This is a genomic window from Pseudomonas sp. GW101-3H06, assembly GCF_059424605.1.
The window spans coordinates 587,613-606,439 of sequence record NZ_JBWKZO010000001.1 but is presented as its reverse complement, the minus strand read 5'-3'; the positions used below and the strand labels follow the sequence as shown (position 1 = coordinate 606,439).

19 protein-coding genes are annotated in these 18,827 nt (G+C 62.0%); 17 read left to right on the top strand and 2 right to left on the bottom strand.

Features of this window, described 5'->3' with window-relative positions; translation table 11 throughout:
* From AC07ZE_RS02815 to AC07ZE_RS02740, 16 genes are all read left to right on the top strand, one after another.
* The gene (locus AC07ZE_RS02815) at positions 1-255 is read left to right on the top strand and encodes an acyl carrier protein (protein ID WP_028622164.1); all 255 of its coding nucleotides are present in this window, start codon (positions 1-3) and stop codon (positions 253-255) included.
* Positions 252-797 carry a COG4648 family protein gene (locus AC07ZE_RS02810; RefSeq protein ID WP_207261036.1) on the top strand — a complete coding sequence of 182 codons (546 nt, stop codon included), beginning with the start codon at positions 252-254 and terminating at the stop codon, positions 795-797. The genes AC07ZE_RS02815 and AC07ZE_RS02810 overlap by 4 nt, the downstream gene beginning before the upstream one ends.
* Positions 794-2,473 (top strand): acyl-CoA synthetase family protein, encoded by a 1,680-nt coding sequence (locus AC07ZE_RS02805; RefSeq protein WP_207261035.1) that lies wholly within the window; start codon positions 794-796, stop codon positions 2,471-2,473. The genes AC07ZE_RS02810 and AC07ZE_RS02805 overlap by 4 nt, the downstream gene beginning before the upstream one ends.
* Positions 2,466-3,200, top strand: a complete 735-nt coding sequence (locus tag AC07ZE_RS02800; protein WP_207261033.1) for a glycosyltransferase family 2 protein — start codon at positions 2,466-2,468, stop codon at positions 3,198-3,200. The genes AC07ZE_RS02805 and AC07ZE_RS02800 overlap by 8 nt, the downstream gene beginning before the upstream one ends.
* A complete protein-coding gene (locus tag AC07ZE_RS02795; RefSeq protein ID WP_207261031.1) occupies positions 3,197-4,138 on the top strand; it encodes a lysophospholipid acyltransferase family protein in 942 nt (313 codons plus the stop codon). The genes AC07ZE_RS02800 and AC07ZE_RS02795 overlap by 4 nt, the downstream gene beginning before the upstream one ends.
* On the top strand, positions 4,119-5,663 hold the full coding sequence (locus AC07ZE_RS02790; protein WP_207261029.1) for an HAL/PAL/TAL family ammonia-lyase: 1,545 nt from the start codon (positions 4,119-4,121) through the stop codon (positions 5,661-5,663). The genes AC07ZE_RS02795 and AC07ZE_RS02790 overlap by 20 nt, the downstream gene beginning before the upstream one ends.
* Positions 5,656-6,081 carry an acyl-CoA thioesterase gene (locus AC07ZE_RS02785; RefSeq protein WP_207261027.1) on the top strand — a complete coding sequence of 142 codons (426 nt, stop codon included), beginning with the start codon at positions 5,656-5,658 and terminating at the stop codon, positions 6,079-6,081. Before AC07ZE_RS02790 ends, AC07ZE_RS02785 begins: the two co-directional genes overlap by 8 nt.
* Positions 6,078-6,680: an outer membrane lipoprotein carrier protein LolA gene (locus tag AC07ZE_RS02780; RefSeq protein WP_207261025.1), complete on the top strand. Its 603-nt coding sequence runs from the start codon at positions 6,078-6,080 to the stop codon at positions 6,678-6,680. Before AC07ZE_RS02785 ends, AC07ZE_RS02780 begins: the two co-directional genes overlap by 4 nt.
* A complete protein-coding gene (locus AC07ZE_RS02775) occupies positions 6,664-9,003 on the top strand; it encodes an MMPL family transporter (protein ID WP_207261023.1) in 2,340 nt (779 codons plus the stop codon). Before AC07ZE_RS02780 ends, AC07ZE_RS02775 begins: the two co-directional genes overlap by 17 nt.
* A complete protein-coding gene (locus tag AC07ZE_RS02770) occupies positions 9,000-10,160 on the top strand; it encodes a cation:proton antiporter (RefSeq protein ID WP_207261020.1) in 1,161 nt (386 codons plus the stop codon). The genes AC07ZE_RS02775 and AC07ZE_RS02770 overlap by 4 nt, the downstream gene beginning before the upstream one ends.
* Positions 10,147-11,394, top strand: coding sequence for an NAD(P)/FAD-dependent oxidoreductase (locus AC07ZE_RS02765; RefSeq protein ID WP_207261018.1), 1,248 nt, complete (start codon positions 10,147-10,149; stop codon positions 11,392-11,394). Before AC07ZE_RS02770 ends, AC07ZE_RS02765 begins: the two co-directional genes overlap by 14 nt.
* A 113-nt stretch (positions 11,395-11,507) precedes the next feature.
* The gene (locus AC07ZE_RS02760; RefSeq protein WP_404940882.1) at positions 11,508-11,990 is read left to right on the top strand and encodes a hypothetical protein; all 483 of its coding nucleotides are present in this window, start codon (positions 11,508-11,510) and stop codon (positions 11,988-11,990) included.
* Positions 11,987-13,183 carry a beta-ketoacyl-[acyl-carrier-protein] synthase family protein gene (locus tag AC07ZE_RS02755; RefSeq protein WP_207261014.1) on the top strand — a complete coding sequence of 399 codons (1,197 nt, stop codon included), beginning with the start codon at positions 11,987-11,989 and terminating at the stop codon, positions 13,181-13,183. The genes AC07ZE_RS02760 and AC07ZE_RS02755 overlap by 4 nt, the downstream gene beginning before the upstream one ends.
* Positions 13,180-13,653, top strand: a complete 474-nt coding sequence (locus tag AC07ZE_RS02750; RefSeq protein WP_207261012.1) for a hotdog family protein — start codon at positions 13,180-13,182, stop codon at positions 13,651-13,653. Before AC07ZE_RS02755 ends, AC07ZE_RS02750 begins: the two co-directional genes overlap by 4 nt.
* Positions 13,650-14,378 (top strand): 3-oxoacyl-ACP reductase FabG, encoded by a 729-nt coding sequence (fabG, locus tag AC07ZE_RS02745; protein WP_207261010.1) that lies wholly within the window; start codon positions 13,650-13,652, stop codon positions 14,376-14,378. The genes AC07ZE_RS02750 and fabG overlap by 4 nt, the downstream gene beginning before the upstream one ends.
* Positions 14,378-15,604 carry a beta-ketoacyl-ACP synthase gene (locus AC07ZE_RS02740; RefSeq protein ID WP_207261008.1) on the top strand — a complete coding sequence of 409 codons (1,227 nt, stop codon included), beginning with the start codon at positions 14,378-14,380 and terminating at the stop codon, positions 15,602-15,604. The genes fabG and AC07ZE_RS02740 overlap by 1 nt, the downstream gene beginning before the upstream one ends.
* Before the next feature lie 203 nt (positions 15,605-15,807).
* On the opposite strand, the gene AC07ZE_RS02735 is transcribed toward AC07ZE_RS02740, so the two are convergent.
* On the bottom strand, positions 15,808-16,071 hold the full coding sequence (locus AC07ZE_RS02735) for a DUF6124 family protein (protein ID WP_207261006.1): 264 nt from the start codon (positions 16,069-16,071) through the stop codon (positions 15,808-15,810).
* Between the two features lie 432 nt (positions 16,072-16,503).
* On the bottom strand, positions 16,504-17,400 hold the full coding sequence (locus AC07ZE_RS02730; protein WP_207261004.1) for a LysR family transcriptional regulator: 897 nt from the start codon (positions 17,398-17,400) through the stop codon (positions 16,504-16,506).
* Between the two features lie 168 nt (positions 17,401-17,568).
* Between AC07ZE_RS02730 and AC07ZE_RS02725 the strand changes: the two genes are divergently transcribed.
* The gene (locus AC07ZE_RS02725; protein ID WP_219739469.1) at positions 17,569-18,783 is read left to right on the top strand and encodes an MFS transporter; all 1,215 of its coding nucleotides are present in this window, start codon (positions 17,569-17,571) and stop codon (positions 18,781-18,783) included.
* Positions 18,784-18,827 lie beyond the last annotated feature (44 nt).

Below are 18,827 nucleotides of genomic sequence, written 5' to 3'. Positions count from 1 at the left end.
ATGCAAACTCGTGACGATATTTTCAACACATTGCGCGATGCCTTGGTCGAGCTGTTCGAACTGGAGCCCGAGCGCGTGAGCCTCGAATCCAACCTGTACCAGGACCTGGAAATCGACAGCATTGATGCGGTCGACCTGATCGATCACATCAAACGTCAGACCGGCAAGAAAATCGCCGCCGAGGAATTCAAATCGGTGCGTACCGTCAGTGACGTGGTCGAGGCGGTCTACCGTCTGGTTCAACCGGCCGCATGAGCCGACTGATCGGCCTCGGCCTGCTGCTGGCAGGCCTGCTGTACCCCTTCGTGGTGTATTTCGGCATGGAACATTTCGCGCCGTGGCAGTTCGGCTTGCTGCTGGGCAGCCTATGGCTGGCGCGAGCGCTGACCGGACGGCGGCGACCGGGCAGTCTGTGGATGGCCGTGGTGGCCATCGTGTTCTGTCTGTTGCTGGCGCTGTTCGACAGCCCGGCCCTGCTGCGCTGGTACCCGGTCCTGATCAGCGGTTTCATGCTGGTGCTGTTCGCAGCGAGCCTGATCTATGGCCCGCCGATGGTTGAACGCCTGGCCCGTCTGCGTGAGCCGCACCTGCCGGCCAAGGGCGTTCGCTATACCCGCCAGGTGACTATCGCCTGGAGTGTGTTTTTTCTGTGCAACGGTTTGTGCGCCGCCGCCCTGACGCTTTGGGCGCCGCTGAGCTGGTGGATGTTGTACACCGGCCTGATTTCCTACGGATTGATAGGCCTGATGTTTGCCATTGAATGGCTTATACGACAACGGGTACGAGGCCACCCATGAATTGGATAAAACTTGAGCACCTGTTGCTCAAGGCTCAGCCGGAGCGTGTCGTAACGGCCGAACCGGCGTTGAATCACGCACAACTGTGCGAACAGGCCCTGAACCTGGCCGCCGGCCTGCAAGCCAAAGGCGTACAGCGCATCGCCGTGCACCTTGAGGACGCCGCCGACCTGGCGATTGCCCTGCTCGGCGCTTGGCGTGCCGGGGTCAGCGTTTTGTTGCCGGCCGACCTGCAAGCCCAGAATCGCCAGCGCTGGTCGGGCGAAGTCGACCTATGGCTCACCGATCAACCCGATGACGCCCGTCTGGGCGATTTCCAGCACTCGCCACTGGCCGCTGCGGCACTGGATCTGGATCACTGCTCCCTGAGCCTGTGCACCTCCGGCTCCAGCGGCGAACCCAAGCGCATCGAGAAAAGCCTGCGCCAACTGGCCAATGAAATCCAAGCCCTGGAGCAACTGTGGGGCGCCAACCTTGGGCCGGCGTGCATCATTGGCAGCGTTGCCACCCAACACATTTACGGCCTGCTGTTTCGGGTACTTTGGCCGCTCTGCGCCGGGCGCCCGTTCGTGCGCAAGCAATTGGCCTTTCCGGAAGACCTGCAACGCGCCAGCCGTTTGCACCCGGCCTTCGCCTGGGTTGCCAGCCCGGCGCTGCTCAAACGGATGGGTGACAACCTCGACTGGCCAGCCTTGAGCGCGGTGCGTCAGGTATTTTCATCCGGCGGTGCATTGCCAGGCGAGGCCGCACAGAGCCTGCATGAGCGCCTGCATCAATGGCCAACCGAAATTTTCGGCAGTTCGGAAACCGGTGGCATTGCCTGGCGTCAGGGGCACGATCTGTGGCAGCCCTTCGCCGATGTCGCGCTGAGACAGGACAAAGACGGCGCACTGCTCATCACCTCGCCCTACTTGCCCCCCGGCCATGTCGAACACACCGCCGATGCGGCGCGAATCGAACCTGATGGCCGATTCGAACTGCTCGGGCGGCTGGACCGGATCGTCAAACTGGAAGAAAAACGCATTTCGTTGCCGATGCTGGAGCAGGCGCTGACGAGCCACGACTGGGTCGGCGAAGCGCGGCTCGGTGTCGTTCAGGAAAACCGCGCCTCACTGGGGGCACTGCTGGTACTCAGCGACGCGGGGTTGCATGCCCTGCGCAATCAAGGTCGACGCAGCGTCACCGAAGCTTTGCGCCAACACCTGAGTCAGCATTGCGAAGCCCTGGCCCTGCCCCGGCGCTGGCGTTTGCTGCGGCAACTACCGCTGAACGCTCAAGGCAAACTGCCCCAGGCCGATGTCGAAGCCCTGCTGCTGGCGCCGCGTCCCAAGGCACCGCAGGTGCTGGAACAGATCGAAAACGAGGGCGAGTGGAGCCTGCAACTGGCCGTGCCACCGGACTTGGCCTATTTCAGCGGCCACTTCCCCCGCGCACCGGTGCTGCCAGGCGTGGTGCAAGTGGAGTGGGCGTTGAGCCTGGGCCAGCAATTGATGGACCTGCCGAAAAAATTCGCCGGCATGGAAGTGCTGAAGTTCCAGCAACTGGTGCGTCCCGGCGATGAAGTGCAATTGCATCTGCGCTTCGATCCGACCCGCAGCAAACTGTATTTCGCCTATCGCAATGAAACCGCCACCTGTTCCAGTGGGCGGATTCTGCTGGAGGCTGTGCATGCATAACCCCTGCGCTGTCATCCCGGTCTACAACCACGAAACCGCGATCACCACGGTGGTCGAGGCGCTGCTCTCCAGCCAGTTGCCGTGCATTCTGGTGGACGATGCCAGCGATAAAGCCTGCGCCGTGGTCCTGGATCAACTGGCCCAGCGCGACAAGGTTCACCTGATCCGCCTGGCCGCCAATCAGGGCAAGGGCGGCGCGGTGATGAGCGGCCTGCGTGAAGCGTCGCGCCTGGGATTCAGCCACGCCTTGCAGGTGGACGCCGATGGTCAGCACGACCTGCAAGACGTCCAACGCTTCATCGAACACTCGCGCGCTCATCCCGAAGCCGTGATCTGCGGCTATCCACTGTACGACGCCAGCGTGCCGAAGGGTCGCCTGTACGCCCGCTACCTGACCCACGTCATGGTCTGGATCAATACCTTGTCACTGCAAATTCGTGATTCCATGTGCGGCTTCCGCGTCTATCCGCTGCCGCCGGTACTGGCGCTGATCGACACCGCGAAGATCGGCAAGCGCATGGATTTCGATTCGGACATTCTGGTACGCCTGGCCTGGCGCGATCAGCCGATGCAATGGCTGCAAACCCGGGTTCACTACCCTCTGGACGGCGTTTCGCATTTCCGCATGTTCCACGACAACGTGCTGATTACGAGCATGCACACCCGGTTGTTCTTCGGCATGCTGCTGCGCTCGCCCCTGATTCTCTGGCGGCGGTGGCGAACATGAACGTCGACAAGCAACATTGGGCGGACCGCGAGGAACGCGGCAGCTTCTGGCTGATGAAATTCACGGCGTTCGCCGCCAAAGTCCTCGGCCGTCGCCTGTTGAGCCCGTTGCTGTACGGCATCGTGTTGTACTTTTTCCTGTTCGGTCGCAGCGCCCGTCACAGCGCCTGGCAGTACCAGCAGCGGCTTGCCGACTGGAGCGGCCGCAGCGAATTGCGTCCGACCCATTGGCGGGTATTCAGCCAGTTCATGGCCTTCGCCGACTCCATGCTCGACAAGCTCGACGTGTGGAACGGCAAGCTGAGCATCGAACAGATTGAGATCATCGACCCGGCGCTGTTGCGCAACCAGTTGCGCGGCACCCGCGGACAGATGCTGGTGGGTGCGCACCTGGGCAACCTGGAAGTCTGCCGCGCGCTGGCCGAGATCGGTGAGAAGGTGACGATGAACGTGCTGGTGCACACCAAACACGCCGAACAATTCAATCGCTTGCTGGGCGAAGCCGGTGCCACCAATCTGCGCCTGATTCAGGTCAGCGAATTGGACCCGGTGATCATGCTGCAACTGCACGAACGCCTGGAGCGTGGCGAATGGCTGGCGATTGCCGGCGACCGCGTGCCGCTGCATGGCGGACGCAGCGTGACCGTGGATTTCCTGGGGCACCCGGCGAAATTTCCGCAGGGGCCGTGGCTGCTGGCCGGCCTGCTGAAATGTCCGGTCAATCTGCTGCTGTGCCTGAAGAAACCCGACGGCGGTTATCGACTGACCCTGGAGCCGTTCGCTGAGGCGATCACCTGGAAACGCGGAGACCGCGAGCAGGTCATTCATCAGTGGGCATCCCGTTATGCCGGGCGCCTGAGTCACTATTGCCTCGAAGCGCCCCAACAATGGTTCAACTTTTACCCTTTCTGGAAGACCGATGACGACGCCAACGCTTGAGCCGGTAACCTTCGGCGAACTCCCTTTGCGCATCGAAGACGTGCTGGCCCTGGCCAACCGCCAGGCACCCACGCAGCTGCAGAGCGACCCCGCGTACCGCGAGCGCATCGCCAAGGGTGCGCGCTTCCTCGATTCCCTGCTGGACAAGGAAGGCGTGATCTATGGCGTGACCACCGGTTACGGCGATTCCTGCGTGGTGGCGGTGCCGCTGCATCACGTCGAGGCGCTACCGCGTCATCTGTACACCTTTCACGGCTGCGGGCTGGGCAAACTGCTCGACGCCCAGGCCACCCGCGCGGTGCTGGCGGCGCGGTTGCAGTCATTGTGCCACGGTGTTTCCGGGGTGCGCGTAGAGCTGCTGGAGCGCCTGCAAGCGTTTCTTGAACACGACATCCTGCCGCTGATTCCGGAAGAAGGTTCGGTCGGTGCCAGCGGCGATCTGACGCCATTGTCCTATGTCGCCGCGACCCTGTCCGGCGAACGCGAAGTGATGTTCCGTGGCGAGCGCCGGCAGGCCGCCGATGTGCATCGCGAACTCGGCTGGCAACCCCTGGTGCTGCGCCCGAAAGAAGCCCTGGCGCTGATGAACGGTACGGCGGTAATGACCGGTCTTGCCTGCCTGGCCTACGCCCGCGCCGATTACCTGCTGCAACTGGCGACCCGCATCACCGCGCTGAACGTGGTCGCCTTGCAAGGTAACCCGGAGCACTTCGACGAGCGTCTGTTCGCCACCAAGCCTCATCCGGGGCAGATGCAGGTCGCCGCGTGGTTGCGCAAGGACCTGGCGATCGACGCACCGACCGCACCATTGCATCGCCTGCAGGATCGCTACTCCCTGCGTTGTGCGCCCCACGTCCTCGGCGTGCTGGCCGACAGCCTGAACTGGCTGCGCTCATTCATCGAGACCGAGCTCAACAGCGCCAACGACAACCCGATCATCGACGCCGAGGCCGAGCGCGTACTGCACGGCGGGCACTTCTATGGCGGCCACATCGCCTTCGCCATGGACAGCCTGAAAAACCTCGTGGCCAACGTCGCCGACCTGCTCGATCGCCAGCTCGCGCTGCTGGTGGACGAGCGTTACAACCATGGTTTGCCGAGCAACCTGTCCGGTGCCTCCGCCGAGCGGGCCATGCTCAATCACGGCTTCAAGGCGGTGCAGATCGGCGCCAGTGCGTGGACCGCCGAAGCGCTGAAAAACACCATGCCGGCCAGCGTGTTTTCGCGTTCCACCGAGTGTCACAACCAGGACAAGGTGAGCATGGGCACCATCGCCGCCCGTGATGCGATTCGCGTGCTGGAATTGACCGAACAGGTCGCCGCCGCCACGCTGTTGGCCGCCAATCAGGGCGTCTGGCTGCGCGAACAGTCCGCAGACTCTCGTCCGTTGCCGCCAGCGCTGGCCGCCATGCACGAAGAGTTGGCCAAGGATTTCCCGCCGGTCATCGAAGACCGCGCGCTGGAAGGCGAATTGCGCCTGTGCCTGCAACGTATCGCCGAACAACACTGGAGGCTGCATGCGTAGCAAGGGAGTGCTTCACACCGATACGGAAATCCTCGTGCCGTTCTTTGACGTCGACAGCATGAACGTCGTCTGGCACGGCCACTACGTCAAATACCTGGAAATCGCCCGCTGCGCGTTGCTGGACAAGATCGGCCACAACTACAGCGCCATGTCCGAATCGGGCTACGCCTGGCCGGTGATCGACCTGCAATTGCGCTACGTGCGGGGCGCGGTGTTCGGTCAGAAGCTGAATGTGCGCGCCAATCTGGTGGAGTGGGAGAACCGACTGAAGATCAACTACCTGATCAGCGACCTGGAAACCGGCGAACGCTTGACCCGCGCCGTTTCCGTGCAAGTCGCCGTCGACATGGGCAGCCGCGAGATGCAACTGGCTTCGCCGAAGATCTTTACCGAAGCAGTTGAAAGGATGCTGGCATGAACCCGTTCTGCAAATGCCTCGGCGCTTTGGCACTGCTCGCCTTGTCCTCCCTTGCCCACGCCTTCGACTTGCAACAGCTCAGCGATCAACTGTCCAGACCCGAGGTGATCCATGGCAACTTCATCCAGGAAAAATATCTGCGCGCCTTGCCGCAGCCGCTGACCAGCAAGGGCTCCTTCGTCCTGGCAAAAAAGCACGGTTTGCTGTGGCTCTTGAAAACACCGCTGCAGCAGGATTACCGCATCACCACCAAGGGCATCGCACGACGTGATGCCAGCGGTTGGCAGATGCTGCCGGCTAAAAGCGCCGGTGCCGAGCAGAACCGTTTGTTCCTTGCCGTACTGCAAGGCGACAGCAGTGGACTGCAACGGGATTTCGAACTGTCACTGAGCGGCGACGCCCAGAACTGGAAACTGACACTGTTGCCACGCTCGATGCTGCTCAAGCAGGTGTTCAACCAGATCAACATCACCGGCGGCGAACTGGTGCACAGCATCGAATTGCAGGAAACCCAGGGCGACAGCACCCTGTTACGCATGCAGGACAGCACCAGCGCCCAACCATTGAGCGACGCGGAGCAACATGACTTTGCCGAGTGAACGGATGCTCCCACGGTTGTTCCTGATCCTGCTGCTGGCGGTGCTGGCGCTCGCGGGCTGGCAATGGCGCGACGGCGCACCGCTGTCGGCCAACCTGATGGAATTGGTGCCCGGCACCGCGCCGGACGCCCTGGAGCTGCGCGCCGAACAACGCATGCAAGAACCGCTGAACCGCGAAATGCTTGTACTGGTCGGCCATGAACATCGCGAACAAGCCATCAACATGGCGCAGAAACTGGGGGATCAATGGCAGGCCAGCGGCCTGTTCGAGAAGGTCCAGTGGAACTTGCAAGCCGATTTGCCGGCGCTGCGCACGCAGCTGCTGCAAGGCCGATTGGCGATGCTTTCCGCGCAAGATCGCCAGCAACTGATCGAACATCCCGACGCCTTTATTCAGCAACGGGTGCAGGCACTGTTCGACCCCTTCACCGGTTTCAGCCTGGTACCAAGCCAGGACGACTGGCTGGGCCTGACCGGGCGCATCCAGAACAGTCAGCCGCAACACGGCGCGGTGCAACTGGACATCGGCAGCGGCGCCTTGATTGCCGAGGCCGACGGCAAACATTGGGTACTGCTGCGCGCGCGGACCACCGGCAACGCCTTCGACATGAGCCTGCCGCTGCAAGTGGCCGACCTGCTCCAGCACAGCCGCGAAGAAGCTGCCGAGTCCGGCGTGCAGCTGCTGGCGGCCAGCGGCCTGCTGTATGCCGCCAACGGTCAGAAGCAAGCCTCCCGTGAAATGACCTGGGTCGGCGGCGGTGCCACGGTCGGAATTCTGTTGCTGCTGTTGTTGGCCTTCCGTCGCTGGCGCGTGCTGCTGGCCTTTGTTCCGGTGCTGGTGGGCATGTTGTTCGGCGCAGTGGCTTGCGTGGCGCTCTTCGGTCACATGCATGTGATGACCCTGGTGCTGGGTTCGAGCCTGATCGGTGTCGCCGTCGATTACCCGTTGCATTACCTGTCCAAGAGCTGGAGCCTGAAACCCTGGCACAGCTGGCCGGCCCTGCGCCTGACCTTGCCGGGCCTGACCCTGAGCCTGATCACCAGCGCCATCGGCTACCTGGCCCTGGCCTGGACGCCATTCCCGGCGCTGACCCAGATCGCAGTGTTCTCCGCCGCCGGCCTGTTGGGTGCCTATCTGTCTGCCGTGTGCCTGCTGCCGGCATGGCTCAAGGGTGTGGAACTGCGTCCGGCACAGTGGCCGCTACGCATTTCGGAGTCGTTGCTGAGCTGTCGAGAAGCACTGCTCAAGCGCCTGCATACGCCGGTGTTGCTGGCGCTGCTGATTGCCTTCTGCGTCGGTGGTCTGGTGCAGCTGGAAACGAAAAATGACATCCGCCAATGGGTCGGCGCACCGCAGCAATTGACTGACGAGGCGCAAACCATTGCGCGGATTACCGGTTATCAACCCACCAGCCAATTCTTCCTGGTGAAGGCGGCCGATCAACAGCAATTGCTTGAACGTCAGTCCGCCTTGAGCGAACGCCTGGATCAACTGGTCAACCTGGAAAAACTCCAGGGTTTCCTGTCGCTCAATCAACTGGTCAGCCCGCCGAATGAACAGCAGCAGGTACGCGAAGCGCTAGGCAAACTGCCGAAGTTCTGGCAGCCGTTGCTCGATGTCGGCGTTCCGGTCGAGGCACTGCAGGCGGAGCTGACGGCATTGCAGGCGCTACCCACCGAAGACATCGACGCCGCGCTGACCGGCCCCTTGGCCGAGCCTTATCGCCTGTTGTGGCTGGGACCGACCGCTGATGGCGTGGCGGCGATGGTCAGCCTGCAAGGCCTGAACAACCCTGCCCTGCTGCGGGTCCAGGCCGAAGATTTGCCGGGCGTGCAGTTGGTGGACCGGCTGGGTGAATTGAACAAGGTCTTCGCTGACACACAAATCAGTGCCGCCGAACTGAAACTCGCGTCCTGCGTACTGATTGTGCTGGTATTGATCCTGCCGTTCGGCTTCGGCGGCGCATTGCGCATCGTCTCCTTGCCGCTGCTCGCCGCGCTGTGCAGCCTCGCCAGCCTCGGTTGGCTGGGGCAACCGTTGACCCTGTTCAGCCTGTTCGGCCTGCTGCTGGTGACGGCGATCAGCGTCGACTACGCAATCCTCATGCGCGAACAGGTGGGTGGCGCCGCCGTGAGCTTGCTGGGCACCTTGCTGGCGGCGCTGACGACCTGGCTGTCGTTCGGCCTGCTGGCGGTGTCGAGCACGCCGGCGGTGAGTAACTTCGGCCTGTCGGTCAGCCTGGGCCTGGTATTCAGCTTCATGCTCGCACCCTGGGCCGGTCGCCAGGTGCATGCGGCCACGGTCGCGGAGCCGACAGCATGATGATCGCCTTGTTTTGGGTAATGGCCCTGACCCTGTTTGCCGTGGCGACACGGGTCGGTCGCCACTTCGGCCTCATCCCGATCGTCAGCCAGTTGCTGTTGGCGACCGTTGGCCTGCCGCTGCTGATGTATTTCTGGATCGAACCACAATGGCAGTTGAGCGGCGCGGCGCTGGTGTCGCCGCTCTGGCTGAAGAACCTCTACAGTCTGAGTTTCGCGCTGTTGCTGGGGTACATCCTCAGCGACGTGATCGACCTGCACCTGGACCGCCAGAGTCTGAAAATCGCCCTGCCGAGCTTCTGCATTCCGTTCGCCTGCGGCCTTGCCACGGCGATCTGGCTATTGCCGCCGCAGCCCTGGATCAGCTCCCTGGCGGTGGGCCTGCTGTTCGCCATTACCGCGATCCCGGTGCTGTACCTGTACCTGCGGCATATCGATTACCCACCCGCCGCCACCCGGCGGCTGGTGCAGACCGCGATCCTCATCGACCTCACCTGCTGGACCCTGTTCGCCGTCGCCCAAGGCACCCTGCACCTGAGCAGCCTGTTGCTGCCACTGGCCGGCGCCTGTCTTCCCGTACTGCTGAGGCTGTTGGGCCTGCGCCAACTGTGGCTGTACAGCCTGAGCTTTTTTGCCTTGCTGGTGGTCGCCGAGCACTACAAGCTCAATGCGTTGATTTTCGGCATCGGTTATGTGCTGATCATGGCCGCACTGAAAGCACCGCTGGTTCTACCGCTGCCGGCGATCTGGATGAGTCGCTTGCAGACCTACATGGCCATTCCGTTGATCCTCACCTTCGGCATCGTGCAGATCAACGTGCACAGCGCCATGGACAGCCTCGGCTGGGTGCAATTGGCGGCGCTGCTGCTGTTGCCGATTGCCAGCAAACTGCTGGGCAACTGGCTCGGCCTGGGCTGGGCCGGCGCCTCGTTCCAGGGCGCCAGCCGCTGGCGGGAAAGTGTGCTGCTAAACATTCGAGGCTTGAGCGAAATCGTCTTTCTCAACCTGCTACTGCAACAACAGCTTATCAGCCCGGCGTTGTACTTTGCGCTGATGCTGATGGGCCTGATCGCCACATTGCTGCCGGCATTGGCCGGCATGCACCGGCCCCCCCTGAAAGCTGCCGTCTCGGCAAGGAGCCCCCATGCCAACCGTTGAAACGGAACATCGCCAGATCGTGGTCATCGGTGCAGGCCCCTCGGGGGCCATTGCCGCCGCGCTGCTCAAGCGCAAGGGACACGATGTGCTGGTCATAGAGCGTCAGCATTTCCCACGCTTTTCCATCGGTGAAAGCCTGCTGTCCCATTGCCTGGATTTCGTCGAAGAAGCGGGCATGCTCGACGCTGTCAACGCCGCCGGTTTTCAGCTCAAGACCGGCGCCGCATTTGCCTGGGGCGAGCGGTACAGCGCCTTCGACTTCGGCGACACCTTCACCCACGGCAAGCCGACGACCTTCCAGGTCCAGCGCGCCGATTTTGACCAGTTGCTCGCCGATCAAGCGGCACTGCAAGGCGTGGAAATCCGTTACGGGGAAGCCATCGTCAGCGTCGATTTCGAACACGCCAAACCGCAGCTTGGCGTGCGTCGCGAGGACGGCAGCGAATACCGCGTCGAGGCCGATTTCATGCTCGACGCCAGCGGTTACGGTCGCGTACTGCCACGCCTGCTCGATCTCGAGGCACCGTCGAACTTCCCGGTGCGCCAGGCGGTATTCACCCACGTCGAAGACCATATCGACCACCCGAATTTCGACCGCACCAAAATCCTCATCACCACCCATCCGGTTCATCGCGACGTCTGGTTCTGGACCATTCCGTTCAGCAATGGCCGTTGCTCGGTAGGCGTAGTCGCGGCCGCCGAGCACTTCGAAGGTCGCACCGACAATCTGGATGACTGCCTGCGCGGTTTCATTGTCGAGACGCCAAGCCTGGCCAGCGTGCTGGACAATGCCGTGTGGGATACACCAGCGCGTACCATCGGCGGTTATTCGGCCAACGTCAAAACCCTGTACGGGCCAGGTTTCGCGCTGCTGGGCAACGCCGCGGAATTCCTCGACCCGGTGTTCTCCTCCGGCGTCACCATCGCCATGCGTTCGGCGAGCATGGCCGCCGGGGTGTTGCACCGTCAGCTGCAAGGCGAAACCGTCGACTGGCAAAAGGAGTTCGCCGAACCGCTCAAGCGTGGCGTCGACACCTTCCGTTGCTACGTCGAAGGCTGGTACGCCGGGACATTCCAGGACGTGATTTACCATGAGGGCGGCTCGCCGGATATCCGTCGCATGATCAGCTCGATCCTGGCCGGCTATGCCTGGGACGAGCGCAACCCATTCGTCAGCGAAGCCAAGCGTCGCTTGAAAATGATCTCGGAACTCTGTGCAAGGGATGCCACATGAGCTATTCAACCTGTGGGAGCGGGCTTGCTCGCGAAAGCGGTGCATCCTTCAACAGTGATGTTGGATGTAATGCCCTCTTCGCGAGCAGGCTCACTCCCACAAGGGTTCCGAGTATTCTGCGATTACTGCTGTTGGGATGTGTTCTGCTATTGAGTGCCTGCACCAGCCGGGCACCATTGCCGGAGCAAACCCCAAGCTTGCCGTTGCCGCTGCAATTGCACATCCAGCGACTGCAAGCCGAACAGCGCCAGGACTGGGTGCTGGTGATCCAGCGTGAAGGCCCGGCCATTCGCTGGTCGATGATGGACCTTCTGGGCATTCCACAGGCGCGTCAGAAACTGGTGGATGGAGCATGGCAGGCTGATGGCCTGCTGCCGCCCAACCCGGAGGCCCGGGAGTTGTTCGCGGCGTTGTTATTCGCGCTGACGCCCAAGGATGAGCTTTCCGGCAACTACCCTGCCGCTTGGCAACATGGCGCACAACGCTCCCTGCCCGCGCGCTGGGACGTGCGCTATTCACAACCGATGAGCTTTGAATTGAACCTGCCCGAAGGCCCGAAGTACCGAGTCACGCCGCTAAGCGGGGAGACACCATGACCGCCTACCTGAATGCCCTGGGGATCATCTGCTCTCTGGGCCGTGACAAACAAGGAGTTGCGCGCAACCTGTTTGCCGGCGACTGCTCCGGCATGCGCAGTGAAACTGGCTGGGTGGTGCAGCGTTCGTTGCCGGTGGGCGCGGTGCGTGGCGAACTGGTGGCTATCCCGGCCGAACTGTCCCGGCAAGACACCCGCAACAATCGGTTGTTGATGGAAGCCGCCCTGCAAATTCGCCCGGACATCGACCAAGCCATCCAGACCTACGGCCGCGACCGTATCGGCGTCGTTCTGGGTACCAGCACTTCGGGCATCGACGAAGCCAGCCAGGGCCTGTCCCATTACATCCGCGAGCAGCAGTTCCCGGCCGAATATGATTACCAGCAACAGGAACTCGGCGCGCCGGCCAGCTTCCTCGCCGACTGGCTGCAACTGAGCGGTCCGGACTATGTGATTTCCACCGCCTGCACCTCCAGCGCCCGAGCACTGATGAGCGCCCAACGCCTGCTCGACCTCGGCGTATGCGACGTGGTGCTGTGTGGCGGCGTCGACAGCCTGTGCAAACTGACCCTCAATGGCTTCTCGGCGCTGGAAGCGGTGAGCGATCAGCGCTGCAACCCGTTCTCAGTGAATCGCAACGGCATCAACATCGGTGAAGCGGCCGTGCTGTTCCTGATGAGCAAGCAGGCTGGTGGCACTCATCCGATTGCTCTACTCGGCAGCGGCGCCAGCTCCGATGCACACCATATTTCCGCGCCGGAACCCTCGGGCCGTGGAGCCCAGCAGGCAATGCGCAAGGCGTTGACCCGAGCCGGGCTGCAACCACAACAAATCAGTTACCTGAACCTGCACGGCACTGCCACCCAGCATAACGACGCCATGGAAAGTCAGGCGGTGGCCGCATTGTTCCCGACCGGTGTGCCCTGCTCTTCTACCAAACCCATGACCGGCCACACCCTCGGCGCCGCTGGCGCGCTGGAAGCGGCGTTCTGCTGGTTGAGCCTGAGCGCAGGCAACCGCGAACGGGCTTTGCCGCCGCATGTGTGGGATGGCCAACCGGACCCTGCGCTGCCCGCCCTGAAATGGGTGACCCCGGCCGATCGCCTGGCGTCCACAGGTCCTCGCTACCTGATGAGCAACTCTTTCGCGTTCGGTGGCAACAACGTCAGCCTGATTATCGGAGACGCCCCATGACTGACTGGCCGCTCGCCGAACTGATCCCCCACGCGGGTGACATGATCCTCATCGACCGAATCCTGGGGTTCGATGAGGAGCAGATTCACACCTGCCTCGCCGTCAAACCCGACGGATTGTTCAACCACCCGGACGGCAGTTTGCCGGCCTGGGTCGGCATCGAACTGATGGCCCAGAGCGTTGCCGCCTTCGCCGGTTGCCATGCACGCCAGCGTGGCGATGCGGTGGAGCTCGGTTTTCTGCTCGGCAGTCGCAAGTTCGAATGCAACGTCGAAAGTTTTCCGGCCGGCACCGAACTGACCATCCACGGCATTCGCTCGCTGGAAGACGACAATGGCATGGGCGTGTTCGAATGCCATATCAATGCGCCTGGCATTCACGCCAGCGCCCGTCTGAACGTGTATCGCCCGCCCCAGGCGGCTCAGTATCTACATGAACCCCAAGGTTCTTCACAAGGAACACAGCCATGACTGAATCCGTACTGGTCACCGGTTCCAGCCGTGGTATCGGCCGCGCCATCGCCTTGCGCCTGGCCCAGGCTGGACACGACATCGTGCTGCACTGCCGCAGCGGCCTGATAGACGCAATAGCGGTACAAGGTGAAATCGAGGCCTTGGGGCGCAAGGCGCGCATCCTGCAATTCGACGTGTCCGACCGTGCCGCCTGCAAAGCCATTCTGGAGGCCGACGTGGAAACCCACGGCGCCTATTACGGTGTGGTACTCAACGCCGGCCTGACCCGTGACGGTGCTTTTCCGGCGCTGAGCGAGGATGATTGGGATGTGGTGATGCGCACCAATCTCGACGGTTTCTACAACGTGCTGCACCCGTTGATGATGCCGATGATCCGTCGTCGCGCTGCCGGGCGGATTGTCTGCATCACCTCGGTGTCCGGTCTGATCGGCAACCGTGGCCAGGTCAACTACAGCGCCTCGAAGGCCGGGCTGATCGGCGCAGCGAAGGCGTTGGCGATCGAACTGGGCAAGCGCAAAATCACCGTCAACTGTGTCGCACCCGGCCTGATCGACACCGCAATGCTCGATGAAAACGTGCCGGTGGAAGAACTGATGAAAATGATCCCTGCGCAGCGCATGGGCACCCCGCAAGAGGTGGCCGGCGCGGTCAATTTCCTGATGTCGGCGGAAGCCTCGTACATCACCCGGCAGGTACTGGCCGTCAATGGAGGCCTGTGTTGATGAAACGCGTCGTCGTCACCGGCATGGCCGGTATCACATCGCTTGGCAGTGACTGGGACACCATCGCCGGGAACTTCGCTGCCAACCGCAGCGGCATCCGCCGGATGGATGAGTGGGATCGTTTCACCGAACTCAACACCCGCCTGGCCGGCCCCATCGATGACTTCAAGGTGCCGAGCCACTGGACCCGCAAGCAGTTGCGCAGCATGGGCCGAGTCTCGCGGCTGGCGGTCGGCGCGGCGGAACAGGCGCTGGCCGACGCCGGATTGTTGGGTGACGAATCGATCAAGGACGGGCGCATGGGCGTCGCTTGTGGCTCGTCCACCGGCAGCACCGACGAGATCAAGGCGTTCGGCAACATGCTGCTCAACTCGGTGGCCGAAGGCCTGAACGCCAACTCCTACGTGCGCATGATGCCGCACACCACGGCGGCCAATATCAGCATCTTCTTCGGCCTTACCGGCCGGCTGATCCCCACCTCCAGCGCCTGCACCAGCGGCAGCCAGGGCATCGGCTACGCGTATGAGGCCATCAAGTTCGGACGCCTGCCGCTGATGCTCGCCGGTGGCGCCGAAGAGCTGTGCCCGACCGAGGCCATGGTCTTCGACGCGCTCTACGCCACCAGCCTGAAAAACGACACCCCGCAAAGCAGCCCACGCCCGTATGACAAGGGGCGCGATGGTCTGGTGATCGGTGAAGGCGGCGGCATGCTGGTGCTCGAAGAACTGGAACACGCCTTGGCACGAGGCGCGCGCATCCATGCCGAGATCGTCGGTTTCGGCAGCAACGCCGACGGCCAGCACACCACCCGTCCGGAGCAAGTCACCATGCGCCGGGCCATGGAACTGGCGCTGGAAGACGCCGGACTCAAACCGTCGGACATCGGCTACGTGAATGGCCACGGCACCGCCACTGAACAAGGCGACATCGCCGAAACGCTGGCCACCAGCAGCCTGTTCGGCGAACACATGCCGATCAGCTCGCAAAAAAGCTTCCTCGGCCACACCCTCGGCGCCTGCGGTGCACTGGAATCCTGGTTCAGCATCGAAATGCTCAACCGCGACCTGTATGCCCACACCCTCAACCTCGACGAAGTCGACCCGCACTGCGGCAAACTCGACTACCTGCGAGGCGAGTTTCGGCAGATGAGCAATCAGTTTGTGATGAACAATAACTTTGCGTTTGGCGGGGTGAATACGTCGTTGATCTTCAAGCGCTGGCTGTAGGAGCTGCCGCAGGCTGCGATCTTTTGATCTTGCCTTTGAACATCAAAAGATCGCAGCCTCGTTGCTCTCGACAGCTCCTACAGAGGAACGCCTATCTCCTTGTGGGAGCGAGCTTGCTCGCGATGGTCGTCAACGATGACGCTTACTGCCTGAATGTACGCGTTGTTTGGACGTTTTTCGCGAGCAGGCTCGCTCCCACAGGCTCATGGCGGATCGAGGTTATCCAACACCCGATTCACTGCCAGTTCCCCCAGCATGATCGACTGCTGAATCCCCAACAGTTTCTGGCCCTGCGACCCTTGTAAATCCCTCGCAAAATCACTCGCCATGACATTCGCCGAAGCCAGCGATACGCACGCGTATTCCAGCAAGGTGTGGTTGTCGATATCAGGGGCGATGAGGAAGATCGGGCTGGGTTGGCGGGGCGCGTCCGGCTCGGTGTCCGGTGGATTAGGCGTATGGGTCATGAGTCAGCGTCCTGAAAATGAAGGGTGGCAGCTGTACGCAGGTTAGTAGACCGGGCCTCGACGAAACCGGCGCGCCCAAGGGCGCCCTGCGCACAGCTACCGTCAAGGGCAGGTATGGACATACCTGCCTATCAGGAGCGCAAATGCGCTTCGTCGGGGACACGGGCTACTAAACCCGATCACTGACCATCAGTGACCCGATTCAAGTTAGCGACGACCCTCAAAGCGCACAAGCCGGCGGATTCTGGAGTAGTTGTAGGTAACGCCGCAAGGCGCTGTAGCCTGTTCGAAGGCTTTCAGAAATGTCTTACGGCCAGCGGTGATGTTTCTGATTTCCTGTAGGAGCGAGCTTGCTCGCGATGATCGTGAACGATGGTGCATGCTTCCTGAGTACACGCGGTGCTCTTTAGTCCATCGCGAGCAAGCTCGCTCCTACAGTGACTCGACCTTGCGCGTGAGCAGTTCGACAAACGCCCGCGCCATCGCCGACTTCTGATCCTTGCGCTGCACCAGCCACACCGCCGACACCGCCGCCGGATCCAGCAACGGTCGATAAACCACGCCATCAATGCGCATCCGCTGGTAAGACGCCGGCAGTACCGACACGCCTAACCCCGCCGCCACCAACCCGATGATGGTCATCGCCTCGCCAGCCTCCTGGGCGAAGTGCGGGCTGAAGCCGGCATCCCGAGCCAGGCTGAGCAATTGTGCGTACAGGCCACTGCCGTAGCTGCGCGGGAAAAACACGAAAGGTTCCAGGGCCAGGGCCGACAGGTACAAGCCTTCTTCACTGTCCTTTACCAGCGGATGCTTGGAGCTGAGTACCGCGACCAGCGGCTCGCGCATCAGCTCGACCACGCTAAGCGAGTCAGGCAGCCCCAATGGCCGCATGATTCCGACTTCGATGGATTCATCCACCAATGCATCGGCCACTTGGGTGCTGCTCATTTCCCGCAGGTTCAGGTGCACCGCCGGGAAACGCTGGCGAAACGAGAAGATCGCCTGGGGGATCGTCGAGTTGAACGGCGCCGACGAGGTAAAGCCGATTTTCAGTTCGCCCAACTCACCCAACTGCGCCCGACGCGCAACATCTGCCGCCTTGTCGACTTGCGCCAGCACCAGACGCGCTTCCTCCAGGAACAACCGACCGGCTTCGCTCAGCTCGACCCGACGATTGGTACGCTCGAACAGTCGCGCGCCGACCTCCTGTTCCAGCGCTTGAATCTGCTGGCTCAACGGCGGTTGAGAGATGCCTAGCACCTGTGCGGCGCGGCCAAAATGCAGTTCTTCGGCGACGGCGATGAAGTAGCGCAGATGACGCAATTCCATGGAAACCCCATTAGGTCGTTAAAGCTATCAAACAGGTCGAACAATATATTGGATTGAATCATTAGCCAGCTATATGCTTTTTTCATTGCCTGACCGGCTGTGCTCTTTTCGAGGTCCAACGTGAAATCTGCTGTCGCTCCACTTGCCCATGAAGTTTCCCCCTCAGCGCTGGACGATGTTGCCGTCGAACTGAAGGAGATCTACATCGAAAAAGGCACACCGGCGTTCATGCGTACGGTGCTGGCGCTGTTCTGCGGTGGCTTCGCGACTTTCGCCCTGCTCTATTGCGTGCAGCCGATGATGCCGCTGTTGTCCCAGGAGTATTCCATCAACGCGGCCCAGAGCAGCCTGATCCTCTCGGTGGCCACCGGCCTGCTCGCCATTGGCCTGCTGATCACCGGCCCGATCTCTGATCGCGTCGGGCGCAAACCGGTGATGGTCGCGGCACTGTTTGCCGCCGCGCTGTGCACCATGGCTAGCGCGATGATGCCGAGCTGGCATGGCGTACTCTTTATGCGCGCATTGATCGGCTTGTCGTTGAGTGGTCTGGCGGCGGTCGCCATGACTTACCTGAGTGAAGAAATCCACCCACAACACATCGGCCTGGCCATGGGCTTGTACATCGCTGGCAATGCGATCGGCGGGATGAGCGGACGCTTGATTACCGGGGTGCTGATCGACTTCGTCAGCTGGCATTCAGCGATGCTGGTGGTCGGTGGCCTGGCGCTGATTGCAGCGGCGGTGTTCTGGAAAATCCTTCCCGAATCGCGCAACTTCCGCGCCCGTTCGCTGCATCCGCGCAGCCTGCTCGACGGTTTCACCATGCACTTTCGCGACGCCGGTCTGCCGCTGCTGTTCCTCGAAGCCTTTGTACTGATGGGGGCGTTCGTCACGCTGTTCAACTACATCGGCTATCGCCTGCTGGCCGAGCCGTACCACATGGAACAGGCTTTCGTCGGCTTGCTTTCGGTGGTGTACCTGTCGGGCATCTATAGTTCGGCGAAAATCGGCTCCCTGGCCGACAAGCTGGGACGGCGAAAAGTGCTTTGGAGCACCATCGTGCTGATGATCGCCGGCCTCGCCCTGACGATGTTCACGCCGCTGCCGCTGGTGATATTCGGCATGTTGGTATTCACCTTCGGCTTCTTCGGCGCCCATTCGGTGGCGAGCAGCTGGATCGGCCGCCGCGCCACCAAGGCCAAGGGACAGGCGTCGTCGCTTTACCTGTTCAGCTACTACGCCGGATCGAGCATCGCCGGCACGGCAGGCGGGGTGTTCTGGCATCTGGGTGGCTGGAACGGCATCGGCCTGTTCATCAGCGGGTTGCTGGTGGTGGCATTGTTGATCGCGTTGAAACTGGCCAAGTTGCCGCCGTTGCGCTAAAGCGGTGAAAGCCGCGCTGCCCCCTTGTGGGAAATGTGGTGGGT

Coding starts and splice junctions, on each gene's coding strand:
- AC07ZE_RS02770 (WP_207261020.1), top strand. CDS start 9,000: ATGATGATCGCCTTGTTTTGGGTAATGGCCCTGACCCTGTTTGCCGTG.
- AC07ZE_RS02800 (WP_207261033.1), top strand. CDS start 2,466: ATGCATAACCCCTGCGCTGTCATCCCGGTCTACAACCACGAAACCGCG.
- AC07ZE_RS02775 (WP_207261023.1), top strand. CDS start 6,664: ATGACTTTGCCGAGTGAACGGATGCTCCCACGGTTGTTCCTGATCCTG.
- AC07ZE_RS02730 (WP_207261004.1), bottom strand. CDS start 17,400: ATGGAATTGCGTCATCTGCGCTACTTCATCGCCGTCGCCGAAGAACTG.
- fabG (WP_207261010.1), top strand. CDS start 13,650: ATGACTGAATCCGTACTGGTCACCGGTTCCAGCCGTGGTATCGGCCGC.
- AC07ZE_RS02750 (WP_207261012.1), top strand. CDS start 13,180: ATGACTGACTGGCCGCTCGCCGAACTGATCCCCCACGCGGGTGACATG.
- AC07ZE_RS02810 (WP_207261036.1), top strand. CDS start 252: ATGAGCCGACTGATCGGCCTCGGCCTGCTGCTGGCAGGCCTGCTGTAC.
- AC07ZE_RS02815 (WP_028622164.1), top strand. CDS start 1: ATGCAAACTCGTGACGATATTTTCAACACATTGCGCGATGCCTTGGTC.
- AC07ZE_RS02755 (WP_207261014.1), top strand. CDS start 11,987: ATGACCGCCTACCTGAATGCCCTGGGGATCATCTGCTCTCTGGGCCGT.
- AC07ZE_RS02735 (WP_207261006.1), bottom strand. CDS start 16,071: ATGACCCATACGCCTAATCCACCGGACACCGAGCCGGACGCGCCCCGC.
- AC07ZE_RS02740 (WP_207261008.1), top strand. CDS start 14,378: ATGAAACGCGTCGTCGTCACCGGCATGGCCGGTATCACATCGCTTGGC.
- AC07ZE_RS02790 (WP_207261029.1), top strand. CDS start 4,119: ATGACGACGCCAACGCTTGAGCCGGTAACCTTCGGCGAACTCCCTTTG.
- AC07ZE_RS02785 (WP_207261027.1), top strand. CDS start 5,656: ATGCGTAGCAAGGGAGTGCTTCACACCGATACGGAAATCCTCGTGCCG.
- AC07ZE_RS02805 (WP_207261035.1), top strand. CDS start 794: ATGAATTGGATAAAACTTGAGCACCTGTTGCTCAAGGCTCAGCCGGAG.
- AC07ZE_RS02795 (WP_207261031.1), top strand. CDS start 3,197: ATGAACGTCGACAAGCAACATTGGGCGGACCGCGAGGAACGCGGCAGC.
- AC07ZE_RS02765 (WP_207261018.1), top strand. CDS start 10,147: ATGCCAACCGTTGAAACGGAACATCGCCAGATCGTGGTCATCGGTGCA.
- AC07ZE_RS02780 (WP_207261025.1), top strand. CDS start 6,078: ATGAACCCGTTCTGCAAATGCCTCGGCGCTTTGGCACTGCTCGCCTTG.